General features: G+C 55.1%; 20 protein-coding genes. 4 read left to right on the forward strand and 16 right to left on the reverse strand.

Annotated elements, in window-relative coordinates:
* Positions 1-167: 167 nt before the first annotated feature.
* Complete coding sequence (locus IB243_RS23235) at positions 168-1,652, reverse strand: PLP-dependent aminotransferase family protein (RefSeq protein ID WP_192429619.1); 1,485 nt, start codon at positions 1,650-1,652, stop codon at positions 168-170.
* 111 nt (positions 1,653-1,763) lie between these two features.
* Here IB243_RS23235 and IB243_RS23240 point away from each other — a divergent pair, with 111 nt between their 5' ends.
* The 3 genes from IB243_RS23240 to IB243_RS23250 are packed head-to-tail and all read left to right on the forward strand — an operon-like array spanning position 1,764 to position 4,559.
* The gene (locus IB243_RS23240) at positions 1,764-3,035 is read left to right on the forward strand and encodes a benzoate/H(+) symporter BenE family transporter (RefSeq protein ID WP_192429563.1); all 1,272 of its coding nucleotides are present in this window, start codon (positions 1,764-1,766) and stop codon (positions 3,033-3,035) included.
* Positions 3,028-3,843, forward strand: a complete 816-nt coding sequence (locus IB243_RS23245; RefSeq protein WP_192429564.1) for a YggS family pyridoxal phosphate-dependent enzyme — start codon at positions 3,028-3,030, stop codon at positions 3,841-3,843. The genes IB243_RS23240 and IB243_RS23245 overlap by 8 nt, the downstream gene beginning before the upstream one ends.
* Positions 3,840-4,559, forward strand: coding sequence for a glutamine amidotransferase (locus IB243_RS23250; protein WP_192429565.1), 720 nt, complete (start codon positions 3,840-3,842; stop codon positions 4,557-4,559). The genes IB243_RS23245 and IB243_RS23250 overlap by 4 nt, the downstream gene beginning before the upstream one ends.
* Positions 4,560-4,706: 147 nt before the next feature.
* On the opposite strand, the gene IB243_RS23255 is transcribed toward IB243_RS23250, so the two are convergent.
* On the reverse strand, positions 4,707-5,711 hold the full coding sequence (locus IB243_RS23255) for a DnaJ C-terminal domain-containing protein (RefSeq protein WP_192429566.1): 1,005 nt from the start codon (positions 5,709-5,711) through the stop codon (positions 4,707-4,709).
* A 1,017-nt stretch (positions 5,712-6,728) separates the two neighbouring features.
* On the opposite strand from IB243_RS23255, the gene IB243_RS23260 reads away from it, so the two are divergent.
* Positions 6,729-7,796, forward strand: a complete 1,068-nt coding sequence (locus IB243_RS23260) for a hypothetical protein (protein WP_192429567.1) — start codon at positions 6,729-6,731, stop codon at positions 7,794-7,796.
* Between the two features lie 63 nt (positions 7,797-7,859).
* On the opposite strand, the gene IB243_RS23265 is transcribed toward IB243_RS23260, so the two are convergent.
* From IB243_RS23265 to IB243_RS23330, 14 genes are all read right to left on the reverse strand, one after another.
* A complete protein-coding gene (locus IB243_RS23265) occupies positions 7,860-8,669 on the reverse strand; it encodes a transglutaminase family protein (RefSeq protein ID WP_192429568.1) in 810 nt (269 codons plus the stop codon).
* A 75-nt stretch (positions 8,670-8,744) separates the two neighbouring features.
* Positions 8,745-9,662, reverse strand: a complete 918-nt coding sequence (locus IB243_RS23270) for a rhodanese-like domain-containing protein (protein WP_192429569.1) — start codon at positions 9,660-9,662, stop codon at positions 8,745-8,747.
* Between the two features lie 12 nt (positions 9,663-9,674).
* Positions 9,675-10,172, reverse strand: coding sequence for a type II secretion system protein (locus tag IB243_RS23275; RefSeq protein ID WP_192429570.1), 498 nt, complete (start codon positions 10,170-10,172; stop codon positions 9,675-9,677).
* Positions 10,173-10,218: 46 nt separating this feature from the next.
* Positions 10,219-10,611 carry a type II secretion system protein gene (locus IB243_RS23280; RefSeq protein WP_192429571.1) on the reverse strand — a complete coding sequence of 131 codons (393 nt, stop codon included), beginning with the start codon at positions 10,609-10,611 and terminating at the stop codon, positions 10,219-10,221.
* Positions 10,605-11,081, reverse strand: coding sequence for a type II secretion system protein (locus IB243_RS23285; protein ID WP_192429572.1), 477 nt, complete (start codon positions 11,079-11,081; stop codon positions 10,605-10,607). The genes IB243_RS23280 and IB243_RS23285 overlap by 7 nt, the downstream gene beginning before the upstream one ends.
* Positions 11,082-11,094: 13 nt before the next feature.
* Positions 11,095-13,518 (reverse strand): cohesin domain-containing protein, encoded by a 2,424-nt coding sequence (locus tag IB243_RS23290; RefSeq protein WP_192429573.1) that lies wholly within the window; start codon positions 13,516-13,518, stop codon positions 11,095-11,097.
* Positions 13,519-13,533: 15 nt separating this feature from the next.
* Positions 13,534-14,097 (reverse strand): hypothetical protein, encoded by a 564-nt coding sequence (locus IB243_RS23295; protein ID WP_192429574.1) that lies wholly within the window; start codon positions 14,095-14,097, stop codon positions 13,534-13,536.
* The gene (locus IB243_RS23300) at positions 14,094-14,744 is read right to left on the reverse strand and encodes a hypothetical protein (protein ID WP_225585259.1); all 651 of its coding nucleotides are present in this window, start codon (positions 14,742-14,744) and stop codon (positions 14,094-14,096) included. The genes IB243_RS23295 and IB243_RS23300 overlap by 4 nt, the downstream gene beginning before the upstream one ends.
* On the reverse strand, positions 14,732-16,138 hold the full coding sequence (locus IB243_RS23305; RefSeq protein ID WP_192429576.1) for a hypothetical protein: 1,407 nt from the start codon (positions 16,136-16,138) through the stop codon (positions 14,732-14,734). The genes IB243_RS23300 and IB243_RS23305 overlap by 13 nt, the downstream gene beginning before the upstream one ends.
* Before the next feature lie 19 nt (positions 16,139-16,157).
* Positions 16,158-17,843 carry a GspE/PulE family protein gene (locus IB243_RS23310; protein WP_370540381.1) on the reverse strand — a complete coding sequence of 562 codons (1,686 nt, stop codon included), beginning with the start codon at positions 17,841-17,843 and terminating at the stop codon, positions 16,158-16,160.
* Complete coding sequence (locus IB243_RS23315; protein WP_192429577.1) at positions 17,840-18,979, reverse strand: type II secretion system F family protein; 1,140 nt, start codon at positions 18,977-18,979, stop codon at positions 17,840-17,842. The genes IB243_RS23310 and IB243_RS23315 overlap by 4 nt, the downstream gene beginning before the upstream one ends.
* 186 nt (positions 18,980-19,165) lie before the next feature.
* Positions 19,166-19,612 carry a type II secretion system major pseudopilin GspG gene (gene gspG, locus IB243_RS23320; protein WP_192429578.1) on the reverse strand — a complete coding sequence of 149 codons (447 nt, stop codon included), beginning with the start codon at positions 19,610-19,612 and terminating at the stop codon, positions 19,166-19,168.
* Entirely contained in the window at positions 19,609-23,586 is a 3,978-nt protein-coding gene (locus IB243_RS23325; protein WP_192429579.1) for a hypothetical protein, read from the reverse strand. Before IB243_RS23325 ends, gspG begins: the two co-directional genes overlap by 4 nt.
* A 50-nt stretch (positions 23,587-23,636) precedes the next feature.
* Positions 23,637-24,257: a glutaredoxin family protein gene (locus IB243_RS23330; protein WP_225585261.1), complete on the reverse strand. Its 621-nt coding sequence runs from the start codon at positions 24,255-24,257 to the stop codon at positions 23,637-23,639.
* Between the last annotated feature and the right edge of the window lie 24 nt (positions 24,258-24,281).

Consider the following 24,281-nt stretch of genomic DNA (forward strand, 5'->3'; position numbering starts at 1 on the left):
CGACGCCAGCTTCTGCCAAGCGTTCAGTGCATCGAATGCTGACGTATTGCGATCCCCTGTCGGAGTGCTGAATCAGGCTGCTGTCTCGCTCGGGTGACGGTGGTGAAATGTCAAGCGCAAATAGCGAAGAAGTAGTGGATGGATTCGCCCTCACCTGACCTCTAGATTCAGCGGTCTAGCGCACGCAGTACAACCTCGAGGTTCTTCACCGCGATCTCCAGTTCCTTCGGCGCATATGCGGCAAAACCCATGAGAAACCCGGGCCGGCACGCGCCCGATGCATGCAATGGCGTAAGCCCCAGCAAATCGATACCGGCACGCTGCGCTGCGCCCATGACTTCCAGTTCGGGAATATCGCGAATGAGCCGACAAGGCATTTGCATGCCGCCGTCCGGTACCTCCGGCTCCACGAAGTCTGCCAGGTGCTCGTGCACGAGCTGCGCCAGGACATCGCGCCGCTCACAATAGACGGCACGCATGGTTCGCACATGCGCCCCGAAATGCCCACCCTCCATGAAACGCGCCAGGGTCAGTTGCGCAATTGGCGCGCTGTGTCCATCCAGCAAGGTGCGTGCGGCGGTCATCGGCGCCACAAGCTCAGGCGGAAGCACCATGAAGGCAATACGCAAGCCCGGAAACATCGACTTGGTGAACGTACCGATGTAGATCGTTCGCTGATGCGGGTCCAGTCCCTGTACGCAGGCCGTGGGTTTTCCCGCGTAATGGAACTCGCTGTCATAGTCATCCTCGATGATCCATGCATGGTGCTGCTGGGCCCATTCGATGACGTCCAGCCTCCGGTCCAGCGCCAGCGTGACTCCGGTCGGAAACTGGTGCGAAGGCGTAAGAAACACCGCCTTGCCCGGTTGTCGCACCTTGCGCAGGTGCCCCACCTGCACTCCCTCGGCATCCAGCGGGACGGGCACGCATTCCAGCCCCGCGGCGTCGAACGCCTTGCGCGCGCCGTGGTACACGGGGTCTTCAATGAAGATGCGGTCGCCAGCGTCCAGCAGCACGGTAGCGCATAGGGTCAGGGCCTGCTGGGAGCTGGTGAGCACCAGCACACGCTCGGCCGTGGCATGTGCGCCGCGTTCCAGATTGACATAGTTCGCAATCGCGCGCCGTAGCGGCACCATCCCTTGCGGGGAGCTGTGCAGCAGTGCTGCGGTGCCCCACTCCTTCAGCACCTGCCGCTCCAGCCGCTCCCAGGTGGCCAGCGGGAAGCCGCGCGTTTCCGGCACGCCAGGAGCGAACGGGCGGGGAGCCAGAAAGTCCCGCACCCCACCGCCTCGGAACATGGCCGCTCCGCGCTGGCTCAACCGCAGAGGTTCCCGCAGTGCCGCAAGGTGCCGCCCCGTGCCGCGCCCCCGCAAACGCTGCGCCCGCTCCGAAACGAAGCTGCCACTGCCCACGCGCCGTTCGATAAAGCCCTCCGCATGCAGCTGGCTGTATGCCGCCTCCACTGTGTCGCGGGACACGCCCAGCGACGTTGCCAGCCCGCGCGAAGCAGGCAGTGGCGCGCCCGCCCCCAACGCACCGTCGAGGATTAGTTGCCGGATGGCGCGCTGAATGCGCGCGTGCAGGGGCAAAGCGCCACGCGCTGGGTCGAGGACCCAGGCCTTCACCGATTCGAGTAGCGCATGCTTGAACAATTGGCCGGTATCTCTTCGAAAAAATGGCAGGGCACAGTATGCCATTTCAAGCCTATAAATCAGCACTACGGCCCGCTCAACGGGGCCACTTTCAGGAGCCTTGATTCCCACATGCCGTCCCCACCGCCCTCACCCTCCTCCTCTTCCCGTTGGTCCGATCTCGCCCATCCCATCGTCGCGGGCCTCATTTCCGTCATCGTCAACTACGGCGGGACCTTCATTCTCGTGTTCCAGGCGGCCAGGGTGGCAGGCCTGAGCCCGGAGCTGACGGCATCGTGGGTGTGGTCGATTTCGATTGGCGTGGGAGCCACGGGAATCTTCCTGAGCTGGCTGACTCGCGAGCCGATCATTACCGCCTGGTCCACACCGGCGGCGGCGTTCCTGGTGACGGCACTGGCCACCACGCCCTATGCCGAAGCGGTGGGCGCGTACCTGATCTCCGCCGCGGCCTTTGTGGCGCTGGGGCTGTCAGGCTGGTTCGAGCGCTTGATCCGGCTGATTCCTCCGGGCGTGGCCGCAGGCTTGCTCGCGGGCATCCTGCTGCAGTTCGGCATCCAGGCTTTCGGCGGCATGGGCATCGATCCGGTACTGGCTGGCTTGCTGATCGCGACCTACGTGGTGCTCAAGCGGCTCAGTGCACGCTATGCCGTCGTGGGCATCCTGGTGCTGGGTCTGCTCTTTCTGCTCATGCAGGACCGGGTGGAGCTGTCGGGACTGTCGTTGAGGCTCGCCGCCCCGGTCTTCACTATGCCGGCGTTCTCGCTCAACGCGTTGCTGAGCGTGGCCTTGCCGCTGTTCCTCATCACGCTGACCGGCCAGTACATGCCCGGCATGCTGGTGCTGCGCAATGACGGGTTCAAGACCAGCGCCAATCCCATCGTGGCGCTGACCGGGCTCGGCTCGCTGATGATGGCGCCGTTCGGTTCGCATGCCTTCAACGTGGCCGCCATCACGGCCGCCATCGCCACGGGCCGGGAGGCGCACGAAGATCCGTCCAAACGCTGGATCGCGGGCATCGCCGCAGGCGTGTGCTACATCCTCGTGGGCGTGTTCGGCGTGGCGCTGGCGGGCGTCTTCATGGTTTTCCCGGCAACCTTCATCACCACGCTGGCGGGCCTGGCGCTGCTGGGCACCATCGGCGGCAGCTTGGCCACTGCCCTGGCCGACGTGAAGACGCGCGAAGCGTCGCTGATCACCTTCCTGGCTGCGGCGGCCAATATCACGCTGCTGGGCATCGGTGGTGCGTTCTGGGGCCTGGTGGTGGGCCTGGCGGCCCACGCCGTGCTCAATGGCACGCTACCGCGCCGCGGGCGCCCAACCACCGCGGCACCGGCCGCCGAGCCCATGATCATCAAGAGGAAAAGGAACCAGGCCAATGCTTGAGCCACCGGACACCCAGACCCGCCACGGCCAGCATGGCCGCTATCCGCAGGCAGCTTCCGTCGAAGATTTCCGGCACAACCTGGCGGCGGTGCGGGCCCGCATGGATGCCGCCTGCCACCGTGCGGGGCGCGACCCTGCTGGGGTGCGACTGCTGCCGGTGAGCAAAACCAAGCCCGAGCCCAGTCTGCGCCTGGCCTACGCGACGGGTTGCCGCCTGCTGGGTGAAAACAAGGCGCAGGAAGCCTTCGGCAAATGGGAAGCCATGCAGGACCTGGCCGATCTGCGCTGGTCGATCATCGGCCATCTGCAGACGAACAAGGCCAGGCTAGTGGCACGCTTCGCCAGCGAGTTCCAGGCACTGGACAGTCTGCGCGTGGCCGAGGCGCTGGAGCGCCGTCTGCAGGCCGAGGGCCGCGCGCTGGATGTGTTCGTGCAGGTCAACACCTCGGGCGAGGCCAGCAAGTACGGCCTGTCGCCCGAGGACGTTCCGGCGTTCCTGCGCGCCCTGCCCGCTTTCCCGGCACTGCGCGTGCGCGGGCTGATGACGCTCGCGCTGTTTTCTTCCGATGCTGAGCGGGTGCGCCAGTGCTTCATTCTGCTGCGCACTGTGCGCGACCAGTTGCGCCAGAGTGCGCCCGCCAGCATCGCCTTGGAGGAGCTGTCCATGGGCATGTCCGGCGACTTCGAGATCGCCATCGAGGAAGGTGCCACGGTGGTGCGCCTTGGCCAAGCCATCTTTGGCGCTCGCTCCATGCCGGATAGCCATTACTGGCCCGACGCGCACAGCACCAAGGAGCCACGCCCATGAAAACCGCCATTGCCCTGCGCCATCTGCATTTTGAAGACCTGGGCACGCTCGAGCCCCTGCTGGTAGCGCGCGGTTATGCGGTGCGCTATCTGGATGCCCCCATCGATGACTTGTATGCAGCGGACATGGCTGCGGCTGATCTGCTGGTGGTACTGGGTGGTCCCATAGGCGCCTTCGATGACCACATCTACCCTTTCCTCCGCGACGAACTGGCGGTAGTTCTACAGTGGCTGGCAAGCGGGCGCCCGCTGCTGGGCATCTGCCTGGGTGCGCAGCTGATTGCCCGCGCACTTGGCGCGAGTGTTGCCAGCATGGGTGTGAAGGAAATCGGCTTTGCGCCACTGACACTGACCCAGAAAGGCGAGGGGTCACCATTGGCGGCGCTGGGCCAAACGCCGGTGCTGCACTGGCATGGCGACCACTTCGGCATTCCCGACGGGGCAACGAGGCTGGCGGGGACACAAACCTGTGCCAACCAAGCTTTTAGCAAAGGGCGCAATGTGCTGGCGCTGCAATGCCATCTGGAAGCCAACCCGCTCCAAATTGAGCGCTGGCTCGTTGGTCATGCCTGCGAACTGGCGCAGGCTGGCATCGACGTGCGTACGTTGCGCAGCCAAGCGCAAGCTTTGCGATCCCGCTTGCCGCAGGTGGCACGGGCTGTATTTTCCGCATGGCTGGACGAGATCGAGGCACTTCGTCCCTGGGAGGCTTCATGAGAGCTGCCGCTGGAGGCGTGACCCAGACCGGCCGCTTCCAGCCTGAACAAGTCGGACATAACTTGGCGGCCAACAATAGCGCGGTACCGATGATCTTGGTCAAAGCGAGCCGCCATCAGTCCACCACGCTGTTGGTCGTCGAGGATCTCACCTGCGCCGATCCTGCCAGTTGTTCACCAACCGGCTCCATGCCGCCATGCGATCACCTGCTGGCGTGCCGGCCGTCCCGGAGTTGCTGACCACCAGTCGATCAATCACGGCCTCCTGCTCCTGGCTGAACTCCTGTGGAAACATCGGTACGACGGTGACAATGCAGTCCCCAGCCTCTGCCTCGTTCGTCCACGGCAGGCCCGCGTTTTTGATGCGGTAGTTCAGATGGCCCCGCCGCAGCTTCATCTGTTGCAGCCCGCGGAGGGTTGGAACCTCAATCCAGCGATTGGCCATCCATGCAAACCCATCGACGGGCAGCTCGCACTTCAAGGTCCCATCGGCTTCAGCCGTGAAGAATTCGTGCGGCTGCAGCTCCACGCGCACGCGCAGCGCCAGCTTGTGCTGGCGTCGATTGCCTTTCACTCGGGCGGTGACATCGAGCAGGTCGCCAGCGCGCGCGCCAGGCGCGACCGGCACCCGGCAGCGGTACTTGCTCGGCGGTGCCTTACCGCTCGCCGCGCAGGCAGTGCAGCTGTGGCGCGTCTTCCCCTGTCCCTGGCAGGCTGCGCATTTGTCCGTGGACGAGATCCAGGCGAACCAGAGACGCTGCCGGATGTGGCCGGCGCCACCGCATTCACTGCACTCGGTAGCCTGCAGTTGCAGGCCACTGCCGGTGCACTCGGCGCAGTCTTCGATCACCTCGCCTCGAACTTCCCTGACGCAACCGCTCACCACCTCCTCGAGCGTGAGGCTGATGGTTTGCTCGACGGTGGATTGTTCCGCACCGGGGGTGGGATCTTCGGTTTCAGCCTCTGGTTCGGCCCGGGCGTTGCGGATCATTTCCAGCGCCCGATTGATACGCTGAATCTTTCGCAGGGCATGCGGGCTGTTGTTGCGATCCGGGTGCCAGCGTGCGGACAGGCGGCGCCACGCAACCTTCACCTCGGCTTCGCTGGAGCCTGGTGCCAAGCCGAGTTCGTGGTAAGGGTCGTCGAGGTCCATGATCTATGTTGCAGCGCAGCATGGTAGCAGGCGCATCTTGCCGGCAGAATCCTCGGGCTGGGCGGGCCGGTCTAGCCTCCTCTGTGCGAGGATAAGCTTAGAAACGCGCGGTCGGTTGTAGTCGCATGGAATTTCAGGCGTTCAGTCGCGCCACTGTGACGGCCACGACTATGTTGACGAAAAACTGGAATCGCTAGAGACGGTTTTTTTGCTGCTGGAGGCTGGGCCTGAGCGCGGAGAAAGGCTGTTGATTTCCGATCAGCAAATCTCTAAAACCTCCTGATGGACTGCTTCGCAGATTACTGTCTCCGAGTTCAGTTCGTGACAGCTCAATAGGGCAAGAGAAAGTACAACAAAGCGACCAATTTGTAGCCCTGGTTAGACGGTCAGAGCTCACCAGAACGAAATCGCAAGCGCCAGGGCGCGAATGTGAAACGTCCTAAGTAAAATGGTAGAGCTCTACCGCACGCTTCCCGGAACGAGGCCCGAATCGCCGATGGCAGGCTGGCACGCGTCACGGGAGCGCTAGCAACCAATTCGTTTCGAACCACAACCAGTCAGTGATCAGTACACCAGTAGATGCAACAGTCCAGCTCACCCAGCACCATCTCGAGGGCATCTCTTAAACCCCTGACTCCCAAAAATTCCCACTTGCAAAACATCAATTTATATGAAGTCGATCTTCCGCAGGGAGGACTTTTATAATTACCCAATATTATTCAGTGCATCTCCAAGCTGGCTTGGCGATTAATATCATCTTCCATCAGTACAAATTTTCTTCTTAACAAGAAATTTCGTGCAAAAATGTCAATTTGCCAGATGAGATCTACTGTGACAGCGAAGCATAGACAAGATCAATAAATTTATTTGCAAACTGCGTGCAAATATCTTTAACAGGAGAATTACAAACAACGAATCAATTCCACCTTTTCGATCAAAGGGAAACCGGGAGGAGATGACATAAAAGAGTTTTACTCAAGTCATTTTTCAAAAATTTAAAATTTCTAAGAAATCAAGATGGTCATTCGTAAATTTCGATCTTTGCTGCTTGTAGTCGCAGTGAGCTCACTCTTAGCCTGCGGCGGAGGAAGCGGCGGTAGCCCTAATCTTGTTGGCGACAAAATGATTGGAAACCTAGCGACGCCTGACGGAAGCGTCCAAGTTGCTGGAGGTAGTAGCCTCGCGATTTCGGCAATTGCAGACACAAGAGGGCCGGGACTCACAAGTCATAAGTGGACCATTGCGCCGAAGTCGGATGGCGCACTGCGTGCAAAGGCACCCACTATCCAAAATGCTGATTGCGCGAATGCAGTCACGTCCCGCAAACCTATTGCTGGTGGGGCTGTCATCATTGCGCAATCCAAGTGCGACAGCTGGATGGTCGTCCCTGTAACCGCTGTTGATGCAATATGGACCATCACGTCGACCGCAGTTGGCACGGATGGTACGGCCAGTTCCGACTCGTTCGATCTTGTCGTCAAAGCACTTCCTTTGCCTGTCTTTGATATCACAGCCACGTCGAGTGAAAATCCCACGCTCGATAAGGCCGTCTTCTTGAACGGAGTGGCAAAAGTTGGTGCTCCTACGGTTGGAAAAGTGAAATTTGCTTGGACTCAGATGGCCGGGCCCGCCTTAACATTGGGAGGCGCGGAATTGGCAACAGCTACGTTTATTCCGAGCACACCTGGTGAGTACGTCTTTCTTCTCACGGGAACCTGGGAAATAGACGATGTTTCTCGAATAGAAACCGATATTGTTCACTTCCGCGTGAACAGCATCCAGCCGAGTGAATTTGACTTCAAGGTCTTTGCGGAAGCAGATCCAGTAGCCCCGTCCAGCGGTACCCCTGTCACCCTGCGCGCAAAATTCACGACCAAGCTGGGAGCACCAGTAGATAGCGTTACCTACAAGTGGACCAAGCTCTTCGGGCCCGATGGAACAACAACTGCGACTACCAATCAAAGTCTTGTAGTCGCGCCTGAAATTCCGGGCACCTACGTGTGGGCCGTAGAAGCAACCTTGAAATCCGGAACCTATACCGAGACGCAGACTGCACATGCCAAGTTTGAGGTGAGCATTCCTTAATACGAAGAAATAAAAAGGCCCGGAAAATCCGGGCCTTTTTATATTTTGAATATAAAGTACATCCTACCCGATCAACGCCACTTGCGCTTCACCATCGACGCGAAAACGATGTTTCATTCCTATGCGATTATTAATCGAATTCGAGTGAAATCTAAACACCAAATATTCACTACTAGATGGAGCCCAGAACCCCTTCTGAACATCCGCAATTAACCAATACCCTGAGATATAAACTTCAGCCCAATTGTGGTAGTCATATGGGGCGAGAACAGCGTCGCGGCTAACCACATGCCCCCCCACCATTCTGGATGGAATGCCATTGGCTCGGCACAAAGCTACCATGAGATACGCGAACTCCGTGCAATCTCCGTGTCCCGTCAAAACCGCGTCCAAAGCGCCTCGATCCTCAGACAAATACCCAGAGTCGCGAATATTGTCTTTAATCCATTCAAATGATGCCTTGGCAGTAGAAAGTTGATCTACCCGTTTGAGATCTACCGCAATATCTCTTATTTCTCTGGCATCGCACTCGATAAAGGGCTCACTCTTCAACCACTCCTGAGAAGAAATCCTGGGTTCGGACGCCGATGTGCCCATGTTCAGAATCACGTCAATAGTGACATTTTTCCGCATGTACGCTTGCAACTCCAAGAACTCCATGACCAGCACATTGTGGCCATAGCTATCAGGAATGACAGTATGGGGAACAGAGACGGAAGAGGAGATCAAATTTTGCCGGTCAGGAACTGACGCAGGAAGATAGCAATATATCGCCTGTGCTTTTAGTGCCCTTTCGGTTGGGTTGGCGAGCAACAAGAAAAATCGGATATGCCTTCGACTCCACTTCTTTGCACCCATATTCTCGTCGGCCATAGTAGGAAAGGCATGAACTATGGCAGTTCCCAAACCGAGCAGTGCAAGCCTCCTTTTCATCCGCAAATTCCCGTATCAGAGGCCACAGCCGGGAACCTTGGGCCCACGGGCGTATGCTGCCCACATGGCCTTGTTCGCATTTTGTTGGGATACAACCCCCTCCCAACTCCCCTTATAGACCAGCAGAGGATTCGGAGAAAGCAACCCTCGAAGGTGAGCAATTTCTTCATTGGCAATGCTCGATACAAGCACAACTGAAGCCGTCAAAGACCGTGGATTGGCCTTGCGATATTTTTCCATAAACTCCTTGACGGCCCCCACACTCGCATTCGGGATTTCATAGGTGGCGCCAATGTCAATTCGCTCTTTGATCGCAGACTTGTCAATCAGCACGATGTTGTAAGAATTTTGTGCTTCAATCAGTAGTTCAGCGGCAGAAATTTCAATCAAATCAACCCCCTCGGAGGCATAGCCAACAACAGGCAGATTTTTATTTAACCAAGAAGGCATTCCTCCGCGCAGGACATGGACACTTCGATACCCAACGCTCTTGAGTCGTGCGCACTCGCGATAGAGTTCAGCCTCGGCTCTCCCATTTCCAATCAATACGACTTTTTTTGAACGCCAGTACGGTTTGGCAACTAAATCTGTGATCCCAAGGCTCATCGCTCCTTCGATGTGAAAGCTCCGGAAGTCAGAAGCGTCTCTACGATCCACGACAAGCGAATCTCCCGCAATTTTCATCGATGCAAGAGCATCGGCAGTAATTGAACACTGCAGATCGACCTCATAGGTTCCGGACGAGGGAACGGGCTTTTCACCCTGCTTGGGAGCGTCACGGCGGCACACTTCGCTCACAGGGCTTATTTCCTTCAGTGCGTCCGGAATCTGATCACCCGGCCTTGAAATCTGGGCCAAAGAAATGGCACACCAAGGCACGGTGCTGAGAAAAAAGGCGGCGCCCTTAAATAGGCGATAAATCGAAATTTTCATTTGATATCAACACTATGGCTTCACAGGGGAAGATTTGAAATTTTGAGCACTACCTAAAGCACTTTTTGGAGTGGCATCTGGCCTTACCACAACAAGATCAGGAGGATATGAAAACACCCAGTCTGAATATTTTTCCGAATTCTTGAACCCACTCTCACTCAGGTCAAATCCATCTATTTTGAGTGGCTGCATTTCGGACAATGAATAAATACCGACAATCTTGCCGTCAATCCTCAAAACACCCCATTCACTACTCCCTGTCAAGGGATCAATGAAAATTCTTCTGAGATGACGGGTTGTGCCCGGGAAGCGCTTGTCTTCAAGCAAGTCTTCAAAGCTTGCTGGATAAACCTTCCTGTCTACCGTTCGCGATGCCTCGTAGTAGCGCCCGATTGCTCCCCGGAACTGCCGTCCAATGGAAATCAATTCCTTTTCTTTCTCTCGTCTTGAGTTTGTGGACTCAACCTCCATCGCAACGGACAAACCCAAGCTCATGAGAAAGATCAGCATAAGCGTCCACATGTAGCTGAAGCCACCGTGGCTAAAGAGTTTCCTCTCACATCGACGCATACGACATGCCGTCCTTGCTCATGCCTGGTGCACCACTTTTCACGTCAACGATACCGGGATTTTCGGAGTCTTGGTGGGGAATCAGAACCCAAGTCTTCGCAGACTCTGTTATGGGATCCATGGGTATGGAACGGAGATATTTTTCCTGCACCAAATCTTCCAAAGAAGATGGATGCTTTCCTTTGTCACCATAATACTTGTCAATCACCACCCGCATGACTCGCAAATTCTCCTGAAGTGCTACATCTTTCGATCTCGAAATTGAACCGAAATATTGCGGCAGAGCAATCGTTAAAAGCAGCGCCAAAATTGACATTGCGATAAGGATTTCGATGAGCGTGAACCCTCTTCTTTTTGACTGCGAATTGATTGTTACCATTTAACGTATGGAATCCCGTTGAGTCCGATTTTCGCTGACTTGCTGTATACGTCGAAAACATCATCCCCCTCAGCAGGCTCATCAGGAGGAGAAGCGTAACTTCTCAATCCCCAAGAATCCCCCGGCTCCAAGGAAGTGTCAGAATTCATTGGATCAGCGGGAATTCGCCTCAGAAAGTATATTTTCTTCCTGTTGGGACTGCGCTGGTCCTCCACCCCCTCCACCAATTCAATGAGATTCTTGGGGTATCCGGATTCACCAATTTTGACCGCAATTCTTCCTTGGTCGGAAGCCCGCTTATAGGAGTCCAAAGCTTCTCGAATTTCCGCAAGAGACACTCTCAGCGTACGCTCCTTGTCTCTCTGGTATGACCACTGCGCCATAGGGACCGCCACCACGGCGAGCACCGCCATGATGCTCAACGTCACCATGAGCTCAATGAACGAGAATCCCCGAACGGCCTTCAGCATCACGGAAAATCGATCAAGGATTAATGCGAACGGAATGCAGCACGGGCACCTTTACCGGATTGGGTGGAGAGGGTTCCGGTGAAGCAGAAAGCAGTTGCAATTTGGCCTCTCCAGTCTTGATGGCTTTGAAGTTCACCGTAACCGCTGCCCCGGTGCCGTTGATTGCAGCTGCGTCTGGGGTTGCCCCTTGCCGCACCAGTGCGACAAAAATTTTGCCTTGGCCCGCGTCAACACGCTGACTGAAAGTGGTCTGTGCACCTCCTTGCTTGAAGAAGTCCCCTTCTTGGACGCTCGCAACCTGCAAATGCTGAGGGTCGAAGGCCAGCAAAAGCGGCATGCCGCGCACAGCCAATTGGCTATTGACCCGCAAGACGACGCTGAACTGCTCTCCAACCTTCGTCTGTGATGGCCCTTGCCATGCCAGCGACACCGATCCACCCGCAGGATTCTGGGCGGCAGAAGAACCCGCCGCGGTTCCTGGCGGTGGTTGAAGAGATGGATTGCTATCCCCTTGAACCGGTGCGGCGGGAGGCACTAAGGAGGCCGCGCCCCCCTTAACTGTGCCATCCCTAGAAGCAGCGGCATCCTTGGGATCGGCAGTGGGAGGCTCCGCATCCTCTGGCGAAGACAATTTCAGGGCAGACGCGCCAATGTTCATGTCTGTTCCTGATTCAAATTCAGCCGCCAGCATGTCAGGTCGCTGAATGGACCGGACAACCCGGGGGGTGATCGACAGGAGAATCTCGCTCCGTTGTGTGTCATCCTTGTGGCTGCCAAATAGGCGGCCGGCCACCGGCATTTCTCCCAAGCCGGGGACTTTGTTCGCCGTAGTGCGATCTTCATCGCTAATCAATCCAGCCAAGATCTGCGTCTCTCCATCCTTCAATCTAAGGACGGTATTCGCACCGCGACTACCAATTTGGTATGACAAGGTCCCCGACTTGCTTACTATTTCTCGCACCAGGTTCGAAACCTCCAAGTTGACCTTGATCGCCACCTCCTCATCGAGATAAATCGTAGGTTCTACTTCCAGCTTCAGCCCAACATCCACATAGCTGACCGACTCGGAAACAAAGCCAGTGGATGTTGATGTCGTGGTGATGACAGGTACACGATCACCAATCTGTACCTTTGCTTTCTCCTTGTTTCTAACGCGAATCCGGGGGTTTGCCAAAATATTGGCATCCTGGTCTTCTTTTCTTGCATTGAGAAGGATGTTCCCAGTACTTACGGTCGTGGCCTCGGCAAAATTCAGATACTTCAGATCTTGAACGGTGAGTTTGGCATTTGCCATTTGCAACGGCGTGAGGGTCACTTGGCTCGGCCATTGAACTCCAAGCTCCATCAACTTTGTGCGCTTGATTTCCAGAATTTCGACTTCCAGCATGACCTCTGGGTCACTTAGATCTTGCAGCGCCACGATTCTCTCTGCCATCCGGATGGCCTCAGGGGTATCACGCATGATAATGATACCCAGTCTTTCATCAATCACTAGGTCTTTAGTCTTTACAATTGTCTTAATCGAGTTTGAAACTGCTTTGACATCAGCGTTTGTCAGATAAAAGCTTCTGACAGCAAGAGTCTGGTATTCCTTGATTTTCTGCGGAGTGCTTGGATAAATGAGGAGCGAGTTTTCATTGAGGATTTTTTGCTCTAACTGGTTGGTAACCAGAAGTACGCGCATTACATCTTCAATCGAAGTTTTCTTAGCAAAAATCGTTGCTTTGATATCCGGCCTGATATCACGATCATAGAAAAAATTCAATCCAGAAACTTTCGAAACAACCTCTAATATGGATTTTAGAGGAGCGTCCCTGAACTCCATTGAAATTGGCTTTTTAAACGTCGCCGCGAGCTTGTTTTCAGGGCGCAACTGCTTGACAAGCGAATCTTCAACTCTTGCCTTGAGATTCAGTGCATCCCTTTGATTGGGATTCTCAGAAACAATTGGTCGAATTTTTTCCAATGCAGTATTCAAGTCAGCTACTTTTCCCTTCTTGAAAAGCGCTTCAGCTTCAGCTATTTGCAGGCGATGGCGCCTCTCCACTACGAGCGCCTGCAGCCCTTGACGGGCCATTGCATGTTCAGGATCCATCGTTTGGACCTGGCGATAAGCACGCTCGGCGTCCGTGATACGCCCTTGCCGTCGCGCCGCCTCCGCTGAGCTATTTAGTTTGTTGATGGCAGAAGCTCGGCTAGTAGCAAGTGCAATGCGATATTCGGCATTCTTAGGCTCAAGGCTTACGGCCTCTTCCAGCTTCGCCAAACCTTGATCCACCTTCCCTTCAGCCAAAAGATCGTTGCCGTCTCGAAAAGCTTGCCTCCCAGCACATCCAACCAGCATCGCGATGACCAGCAATAACCCCGAAGCCTTGAAAAAAATGGAATAAGACTTACCAGGGAGGGAAGATTTGAATTTTTCTACACAAAAAAACATGAAACAATACCAAAATCAATTAGAAACGCTACCAACCGGAAGTTGCTGAATCTGGTCAAGGGGTAAAAAGCGGAATTTCACTGAAGACTCATCAATCGATTCTACTTTGTAGTCTTCAAAAATGGTATCTCCAGCATATATCACGTAATTATTATTCATATGCTGCAGAAACACTCCGCTACGCCCTCCTTCCTTGTACTGACCTATAACCTGAAAAGGTAACGGCGGCGCTTGGACTGGAGGCGCAGGCAACGGAGGAACTATGGGAATCTGGGCTTCGGTAGATGAGGTTATCTTTTTCTCTTTGTCACCCCAGGATACCTTTTCAAACAAGCTGGCACTTAGTTCTCCATCAGCGGCACTCTCACCTCTAGGTTTTATCTGCAAGACGACCAACTGCTTATCATCGCTTCGTCGATTTCCATTTTCAGTAATGACTTCACGACCAGGTGCCTCTGTCTTCGTCCGAACGGCAGGCAATACAAGAGATGTATCCTCCTGCTTGGGTGCAAGCAACGCTGCAATCAATGTCGCAGCCAGCAGACCAAATAGAATACCTCTCTTCAAATTTACTTTCACTTAGACGCCCCTCGCAAATCAGAGGATGATTTTCCATCCTCGCGAAATGGGGGTTTTGTTAAAACGATCCACTGGATCTTCGCTTCAATTACTTCCGAGCCGACGCCTTCACGCTTGAACTGCAGACCATCCAGCGTAATATTTCCATGAGTCACCAGGGTTTTACGCATGAAGCGGTAGATGGAGTTCGATGGGCCTTTCACTGGCAAATTCATCTTATAGCGGGAAAATCGCCCCTGCTGATCCATCTCAGATTGATAATCCCCACGCTCTATCGTTAAACCTTCATCCTCTGCAATTTGCAATACACTTCTCACAAGATCTGGGATGTCTTCATGCGGCAAAAGTAAGGTTTCGAACGCCTTGATATTCAACTCATTGCTGGGCGGGGTACGTTGGTTGGCGCCGGCTGCATCTTGCAGTTTTTTTGATGAAGCCAAAGAACTTCTCAGTTCCTGCAGTGCATGCTCTTGGAAATAGGCGGCGCTCCCCCCTAAAATAGCCATGACCACAAGAACAATAGAAAACCAAAGCCAAACTCCGTGTTTTCTCGTACGATACGAAATCACGCGACGAATTTTCCAAACAAGGATAAGTGCGTAGTAGTACGGTTGCGAGCTTAGGTTCTGATCGGTCAATCGGACCATTTAGCCTCCACCGTAAATTTATACGGACAACGTCCTAGTTTTTCAGAAAATTCATGCCGGAGCAGAGAAGCTCCAGTGAAAGGCTTTCGATCAGAGACAAAAGCAACGTAACGGGCCATATCCGCCGTGCTGCATGCCTGCCCCGTGAGCTTGATACTGGATGTTTTTGATGAAGCGCTCAGAGTCTTTCCAACGGTCTCCATCCCCAGAACGGCTACCTTGATATCCTTCGGCGGAATTAATGCTTCCAAAAGTGCATCGACAGGTACGTTCAGATCACGCACGGCTCTATTAATGGACTGAAATTTATTGACTTCCTCTTTGCTCCATTTTTTCACCACCTGCAAACTGGATGTAATTCGTTGGATTTCTGATATTTTTGAGGCAAGATTGCGATGCTCGCTGGCACTGAAACCGATACGAATTGCAAGAAAAAATACCGTGAGCAGCAGAGTCAATAGAATCAACCAATGCCACGACTTCCATCCTGGGGCGGTATTCTCAAGCCTCAACGGATGTCCTGTCATCACGCTGGCAGCTTGAACTAAATCTCCAATGCCCATCTTCAATAATGCACTGCCTGGTCTCTGAGTGTCATCCTGGCTCACAAAAGCAAGGCTGCCACTTGAGACATTAAATACAGGTATTTCTTCCAAAGCTTTGAAATGAGGATTTCTCAAAGCAAATCTCCGCCAAGCCATCTGCACGCCACCGAGTTCGTCAGAGACTAAGTCAGCATATCGATGGCTAATACCCTCAATAATTCCATGCTCTGCAGAAACACCAATGGGCCCATAAACAAGGGTTACGGAGTCCTTGTCTGAAAGCGCCAGCATCCGCCATGGAGGCCGGGAAGAATTTTCTCGTGACAGTTTCCTCGTCGCAGACTGCCGCAAAAGCGCCCATCCAGCGAGATAGAGTGGCTGAACTGAAATCAAGGCGCCACCCAGTTGGGAAGACCATTTGCGCAACGTCTGAATTAATTGGTCTGGATAAAGAACCGCGAGTCTGGGTTGTCCCTCGGGCCCATCTCCAATTTGAAGTACGTCTGCAGATGCAAGCATTACACCGCTTGCAAGAAATTGATCCCGAAGAAATGCTTGTTCCGTCTCGATTCGTAGCAATGCCTGAGACCAAGGAACTGACAGCGACTGAAGCCAGCGCTCCGAGGCGATGACGTGGATATCGCTCCACCTTTTATTTGCCCCCTCATCCTGAAAAAGCATTTTCTCGAGTGCGTCGTCCAAGTCTGAAAGGCCTTGCCTGTCACCGCTGACGGGTATTGCCGATTGTGCGATGGAAGTCCATGTATTGCTTCCACCCGCTTGACTCAAATACCCAAGCTCAACATCATTGTTCTTCAGAATGACAAACAGGGACTGGCTCGCCTTCACTTGCCTGGATGTAGGCGCCTTATCCTGTAACACGGATCACCTCTTCCAGCGTCGTCTCGCCCCTGGCGACCCAATTCAAGGCAGACTCCCGAATAGGTTGCAGGCCACAATGAATGGCCCGCTCTTTCAACGTAGAGATGGGAGCCCTTTGGACAATCATTTCCCGAAGCAAATCATCGAGAATCAAAACTTCCGCTATTGCCTTGCGCCCTTTGTATCCGACACCGCGGCAGTGACCGCAGCCCATTCCTTTTTTAAAGACCCATCCTTGTACCCTTGCGTCGGAAAGCTCCAGAGCTGCTAACTCTTCTGGATTTGGTGAAACTGTGACAGCGCAGTAAGAACAGTTTTGGCGCAGCAATCGTTGCGCAACGATTCCATTCAACGCCGCCGCAAAGCTGTAGGCATCAACTCCCATGTGAAGGAATCGGCCAAGTACATCGAAAACGTTGTTCGCATGGACAGTCGTAAAGACCAAATGGCCGGTCAACGCCGCCTGCACCGCAATCTGTGCAGTTTCGTCATCACGAATTTCACCCACCATGATCTTGTCAGGATCGTGGCGCAGGATGGACCGTAATCCTCGCGCGAAAGTGAGGCCTTTTTTCTCGTTGACAGGAATCTGCAATACCCGTGGAAGCCGGTATTCAACAGGATCTTCGATCGTAATTATTTTTGAACGCCCAGTATGTATCTCGGTGATCGCGGCATATAAGGTCGTTGTCTTCCCGGATCCTGTAGGTCCAGTAACGAGCAACATGCCATGAGGTTTTGCTGCAAGCCTGCGAATTGCCGGCATCGCAATCTCGTCAAGACCCAAATGGTCCAAACGGAGAGATCGCGCTTCTTCAGTGAGAGACTGCCGATCCAAGAGCCGCAAAACTGCGTCCTCACCAAAAATGTTCGGCATGATTGAAACACGAAAATCGATCTCCCGGCCATTCACGCGCACCTTGAAACGGCCATCTTGAGGAATACGCCGCTCGGCAATATCAAGCTCCGACATCACCTTGATGCGCGAAATCACCTGCTCGGTCATTTCCACGCCGTTTATCTGCGTAATGGGAACAAGAACACCGTCAATGCGATAGAGGATATGCAGGCTACCAGCATCGCATTCCAGATGGATATCGCTGGCTTGCATTTTCAGCGCGTCATAGATCGTTGAATTAACCAACTTTACAACAGCGCTATTTTCCTCATTGATCGAAGCCAGGGAAATTACTGCAGAGATGTCCTCATCTTTGGCCAGAGATTCAGAGGATTCAAAGCCATCCATTGCATGCAACTCACGCTCGTGCTGCGCTAAAAATGCACTGATGTCATCTTCGTAGGCTAGATGAATCTGTGGGTGCATGCCGGCTTGCGCACAGCGTCTCAGGGCCCACTCTTCCGCATCGGCATCGAATGGATCGGGCAATACAAGAATTGCCGGTTTTTCTTCGAAAGCGGTCAGAATCAGGTTTTGTTGTGCGCTTTCTGAAAATGAAATGGTTTGAAAATTCGGTTTCGTTTTTTGCAGATTTGGCATATCCAGCACCGGATACCCAAAACTCTCGCCAAGGGCTGCCATCAACTGAGAAGAGGACCAGCCATTCAGATGCTGCAAGGCACTGCACACCGTATGCCCTGACCGAGAACAAAGGTCTTTGGCATCGCGAATCAACTGTTCCGATATGCGGGCCAAATTAGCATCATTGATCACTGCAAGCTCCCAGCCAACTCAAATATCGGCATATACATCAAAACGACCACTGAGCCTATGATCAGCCCAATAAGGAGCATCAAAATCGGCTCAAGGAGTTTGGACGCCCAGTCAACCCAGCGAGTAAAATCATCATCCACGAATCTTGCCGTCCGCTCCAACATCTCTGCCATTTGTCCCGAGCGCTCACCAACCTTCAACAATGAATCAGCGACCGGAGTAGAAAGGGAGTTGGATGCCAAGGCGTTGGAAAAACTTTGACCATTCTCAACAGCTAGCTGGCACTGAATTAACCGGCCCTTTTGTTCCTGACTAAGCAACCCACCCACCATTGCCATTGCGCGAGGCAATGCCACGCCTGATTCCAGTAGCAGCCCCAACGCACGATAAAAGCGCCCTAATCGGAACTCATCCGCTCTGCGTGCAATACCAGGAAAACGAAGTACTTTTGATAGCAGCCAAGTGCGTCCTTGCGAAGTACTTACAGTCCAGCCGGCGAATGACAAACATAGAGCGAAACCACAGAGCGCCCACTGCCAGTTGCGATGGATGAATCGACCGAAGTCCAGCAGCATTGCAGAGAGAAGCGGTATCTGACGCCCTGAGGTTTCATAGACCGACGCAAATCTGGGCACGACATAGCCCAACAGAAACAGGGTCACAAAGCCACCGACAACAAGAAGCATGGCCGGATAGATGGACGCGGAAACCAGCTTCTTTCGGATGCCCTCAAACTGAATTTGATACGCGATGTACCGTGCCAGGGACTGGGGCATGTCCCCTGTGCGCTCCGATGCCTTGACAGTCGCGACGTACACTGGCGGGAAGTTCTCTGGCATGGATGAAAGCACGTCCGAGAAACTCTTCCCTTCACGCAATGCACCAAGGATCTTGTTCAAGATCGTGCGTGGTCCCGAGCCGCGCTCTTTGGCTACCAGCGTATCAAGTGCTTCAGTGAGATTGAGTCCCGCTTCAAGCAGGGCCAGCAGCTCCTGGCTGAACAGCACCAGCGGAAAGTGACCTTTCGGAAGGCGTTCGTTCTCGACAGCGCTCCCTGCGCTCACCGATTCACCCTCGATAGAGAGAACGGTAAACCCTCTTGACACGGCACGACGCACCGCCATGGGAACAGTCATATTGCCAAACTCTAAGTGCTCGACAGATCCCCGTGAATTCTTCACGCGCAGGCGTACATGCCCACCTAAAGCTCCAGGCTGGGATGTTGACGTGGTCTCACCGCGAAGTCGCTGAGACGACTCCGTTTGATTTGGCGAGCCCACGGGGACCGCACTTTCCCTCATTTTTTGCACAAGCCGCCGTACTCAACGAAATGAGATGTCCTCGGCATCGCCATCACCCCCTACCTGGCCATCTTTGCCCGTGGAGAACAAATCAAAGTCCCACGATTGGCCCGGTGATCTGTAGACGTATTGATGTCCCCAGGGATCCTGAGGAACGGCCTTTTGCAGATAGGGCCCACGCCACTTGGGCTCATCGTTGGGTTGCAGCACCAGGGCATTCAGCCCCTGTTCCGTTGTGGGATGGTGGCCTGTGTCCAACCGAAAGGTATCCAACGCCTTGGCCAGACCATCGATTTGCGCTTTGGCCGTATTTCGCTCTGATCGCCCCAATTGCGAAAAGTACCTAGGCCCCACATACGCGGCCAGCAGGCCGATGATCACGATCACGACCAACAGTTCGAGAAGAGTGAAGCCTTTCTCGCCCTCCGCCCATCTGCCAATAGGCACACTTTTATTATCTTCAATCATGGCTGAACAACAACATTCCATTTGAACCAGAAACCGGCCCCAAGACCCATGCCGATTTTGAAAACATCGCCGGGAATAGCAAACTTCGAACGAATCGTCACCGTGTCATTCGTTTTGACCGTCTCCCCTTCGGCAACCGCACCAAACGTCAAGTTGCCTTCAACGATTTGGATATTGAGGGGCATAGGTCGCAAGGTGGCGGTCACACCGCGGGCATCAGCCCCCGTGTTCGTCAGTTCAGCTTTCAGAACGTACTCCCAGTTCCGCGCATCCACTTTGCGTTCACTGACGAGCTGAATGCCGCAAACATGAAGCTTTGGATTGTTCGTCGAGTTGGCGAAGTCAAAGTCTCCAATATTCACGACATTGACAGCCCGACCGGACAACCCAATGTAATTAGGATCCGCTGACTGGGCGGCCCCCGAACGCACCTGGTACTGCTTGCTGCCGTTGGGCGTGCAATCGTTCCTGCCCGTAACCTTGACGGTCTGGTTCGTAGACCAATTTTGGGGCGTGAAAATTAGGCTCCCTGGAGATACAACTCCTGCGTGAGCATTGGTGCTGGCCAAGGGAACGACAACTTCTGCCGTTGGTGCCCGACCCAGCCGGATGGAGAAGGATGCACTGCCGCCCATCTCGGTAGTCAGCAAGGTACTCGGTGCCGTCACCGTGATGCTACCGGCCTGCTGAGCTGGTGGAACCACCACGGCCCCAGGCGCATAGGCCTTGCCGACGCCTTTGGAGTCATAGATAACGGCATAGATGTAGTACGTGCCCGTGGTCAACCCCGTGACGTCCCAAACATGAGATCCTGTTTGTTTGCCTGCAGCCTGGCGCAAACCATCAACAATCAAGGTACCCGCATACCCAGTCTTGCTGGTGCCGTAGTAAAGCGCAACCGTGGGCTCGATATTGGGGTCTGTTCCCTCCCACCGGATCGTCACCTGCTTGCGCGTGCCAGCGGGAGTCGTAACAACCTCCGGAACTATCGGAGTACCCGGCGAAGTCACCGCAATGGTCGGGTCCTGATAGGGCGCCGTGCTGATGTACAGCACGCTCGGCGCGCTCCAGGCGCTCGTCGCCTGATGGGCATCCACGGCTCTCACACGCCACCAATGGGTGGTCTTGTCGGCCAAGGTGCTGGGCACGACATAGGCTGCAGTATTTGAGACTCCCTCGGCCACCCGAGCTGTCAGCGCAGCGTCCCTGAAAACCTCGAATTGGTACTTCAGCTCCTCGCCCTCGGGGTCAATCGAAGGATTGGCCTCTAGCGTGGGCTGCTGAGAGGCGCTCCACGCCCCGTTGCCGGGGTTTTTGACCGTTGGGGCTGAAGGGGGGTCATTCACGGCGTTGACGAGGAAACTACCCAGTGTCCACGCAGAGTCTGCCCTTCCATCCTGGGCCTTGACGCGCCACCAGTACTTTTTGTTCTCGACAAGATCCGCTGCCGTCCAGCTGGTACCCGCGCCGCCCTGGATGATCTGGCCCGAGCTCTTCTTGTCCGACGAATCGAAGGTGTTGACCGTATCCACTTCAAAAACATAGGTCACGAGATCACCCTCGGGGTCCACGCTGTTCTGGATGTTCAACACGGGGGCCGTGGAAGTGCTGACACCACCCACGGCCGGGCTGATGATCACGGGCGCAGATGGAGCCGCATTGCCTGTGTTGACCGTCAACGGACGAGCAGGCGTAGTGGTTTGCGCGCCCAAGGCATCCTTGGCCGTCACGCGCCAGTAGTATTTGACATGGTTGGTCAGCGGCGCAGGCACTTGCCAGCTGCTGCTCCCTGATGCCGACTGAGCTACATCGGGCGACTGCGCTGCCACCTCGGTCAAGGCCGCGTCTTTATAGACGCTGACCTGGTAGGTGATGGCATCGCCATCCTTATCGTTGCTGTTGGTCCAGGACAGCAACGGAGCCAGAACCGATACCTCGGCATTGGGCGCAGGGCTGGTCAGATTGAAGCTGTCCGGTGGGTCATTGAACGTGTTGGCAAAGAAGCGCCCGTTCACCCATGCGCTGTACAGGGTGCCATCGAACCCACGGGCACGCCACCAATAGTGAGTGTTGTCGTTCAAGGTGGTCGTGACCTTCCAGGTGGTTGGCATGACCACCAAGCCACCGCCGTTGCCGTTGCTCAGAGGTGTCTTGTCCACCAAGCCAGTGGCAACCAGTTGTGTTTCCGCCTCATCGGAATACACCTCAAACTGCACCTTGGTGGTCGGATCTTGCGGATTGGCCGACGTCTTGACGGACAGCGTCGGTGTAAGGCTCGTCACCTGGCCGCCCGACAAGGGGGACTCAATCGTTGGCGTTGCGGGACCAGGAGGCAAAGTATCCACTTCCACCTTGATCGATGCCGACCGGGCAGAAGACAAAGTTCCGTCACTGGCCGTATAGGTCACCACATAGGTTCCAGCAGATCCCTTCGGGGGAGTCCAGTCAAAAACGGCACGGGTCAACCCTGGCGCGGCAGGGTCCGCAGCTTGGCGTGTAAACACGGCCCCTGCGGGCAAAGGCGCTGCGCTCAAGGTGATCGGCTTGCCCTCCGGGCTGCTGCCTTCCACAAGGAAGGAAACCTGCTTGCCCTCTTGCACCACCCTGTCAGGGATGAACTGCAACACCGGAGCCCGTGCAGCGGGTGGCGGTGCATCAAACTCGGTGTCATAAACACCCGTCGTGTTCACATCAAAGAAGTTGACCCAGTACTCCCATTGCTTGGTCTGTTCGTTGCGCGTCTGGGACAACCACACGTTGTCTGGCAGCAGCTCCTTGGCATCCGAGCGGGCGATTTTGCCCAAGGCTTTGGCGCCGTTGTAGGGATCAGGCAGCTTCACATAAACGAAACCCGCCGTGGGGGGCATGGTCAGCTGGAAGTTGGCCTTGTCCCCCTGCCCTCCTTTTGGCACCAAGGTCGCGACACTGCTTCGATCCGTGACTTCAGTGTCCGGACCGTCTGACTCATACACGCGGATCACGTCGCCATCCTGTGCGAGAAAGTCGCGCACAAGATCGCGTCCGGGTAAATCGACGCGAACATCTCGAATCAAGAAATGCGCGTTGGTGGCCTGAACCAGCGATGTCAGCGCGCCGCCCAACTCGTCTGCGTGGCTGAACTTGGCGGTGAATTCGGTGAACTTGCCGGCAAGGGTCGTTTCCATCACCCAGCGGCCCATCTTGCTGGTCTGCGCGGCAATGTCCCCAAAATCGATCAGCAGCGTGTTTTGCGCGGGCGCATCGTTGACGTAGCTCCCTGTGAGCAGGAAGTTGATGAGCAGACCTTGGTTGTTTTCGATGATCTTGGGCTGGGCCGAATCAATCTTCAGGTTCTTGGCCGCAGTGAACCCGTTGTTGCGCACCCTCACGCCCAAGGTGAACGGCACCACCGGTTCTACAGCCGGTGTCAAGGGATCATCCGCCCACACATCCTGGGTCAAGAAGTAGTCCAAGGTCAGCAGCGGCAAAGGCTTGACGGTAATCACGTCTGGGGAAACGTCGAGGACCGTGTCCTCCCCTCCATAACGGTATTTGAGGGTCGCGCCCACCAGGTACTTCTTACCAGCGGGATTGGTACCGGCAGAACCCGGTGCAGGAATCAGCAACCAGTTGATCACGCTCGTGGTCTTGGGGCTGACCACCCCGGTTCCATCCACGGCATTGATGTTCTGCTTGCTGGCAAGCCGCAAAAAGAACTTGGCAGAGAGATTGTTGGGATCGTCCGTGACCGCAACAGGCGTGCCCGCCTCGTCTGTCACTTTGACCACCACAGAAATGTTTTCAATGACCCCGGTGTCTGTCGTGTTGTGGATCTTCATCTCGGCGTCGAACGCCTGGCGCTCCAGCGTCAACTCTTGCTTGATCTCGATCTTGACGCGGGCGCACACCGTCTCTTGGGCGGCGGCTGGCGCAACAACAGCAAGGCAGGTCAGCACCAACGCGCCAACCCGCCATCCTTTCCAGGACCATTTCATTCTCGCTCTCCCTCTCTTTGTCACCGCCGTGCGACGGTGCGTCAAACGTTCTAATTTTGAGGTTGCCGCATCGCAACCAAAAACTCGTCAGAGTCAAACCCACCCTTCATGTGGTGGCCTTTGACAATCAGGTACGGCACGCCCGTGCTACCCAGGCTTTTAAGCTGCTGCGCACAAGCGGCCTGTTTGTCGATATCGCACTCTTGATACTTGAATCCATACTGCTGCATCCACCCCTTAGCAGCCCGGCAGTAGGGGCACCAATCTGCCGTGTAGAACAACACGTCCTGCGGCTGAGATGCTGCAGCCAAATCAGCTACCTGCTGGGCTGACAGGCTTGCGCCGCTATTCAGCCAACTCCCACCAATACCCGCTTTGTTATGTGCAGCTTGGTATCCCGCATACAGAGCCCATGCCGCAAGCAGCACACCAAAGAACTTGCGCCACGGAATTCCGTCGCTTTGCGCAGCAGATTCCACATACCGTGAGCGCGGCGCTTCTCGACGAAATGGTGGCTCTCCACCCACCTTGGCATACGCCACACCGCACGAAGGGCATTGCCAATCAGGTGCGGACGTTTCGCTCGGACGGACGGCGTTGCATTTAGGGCAAATCTTAGACATATACAAAATACAACCAAGACGGATCAACACCTGTGGCAACTTACTCAAGTAAAAATATGTGCACTGAAAACC

It is taken from the genome of Acidovorax sp. ACV01, assembly GCF_014851495.1.
In the GTDB taxonomy this organism is placed as follows: Bacteria; Pseudomonadota; Gammaproteobacteria; order Burkholderiales; family Burkholderiaceae_C; genus Acidovorax; species Acidovorax radicis.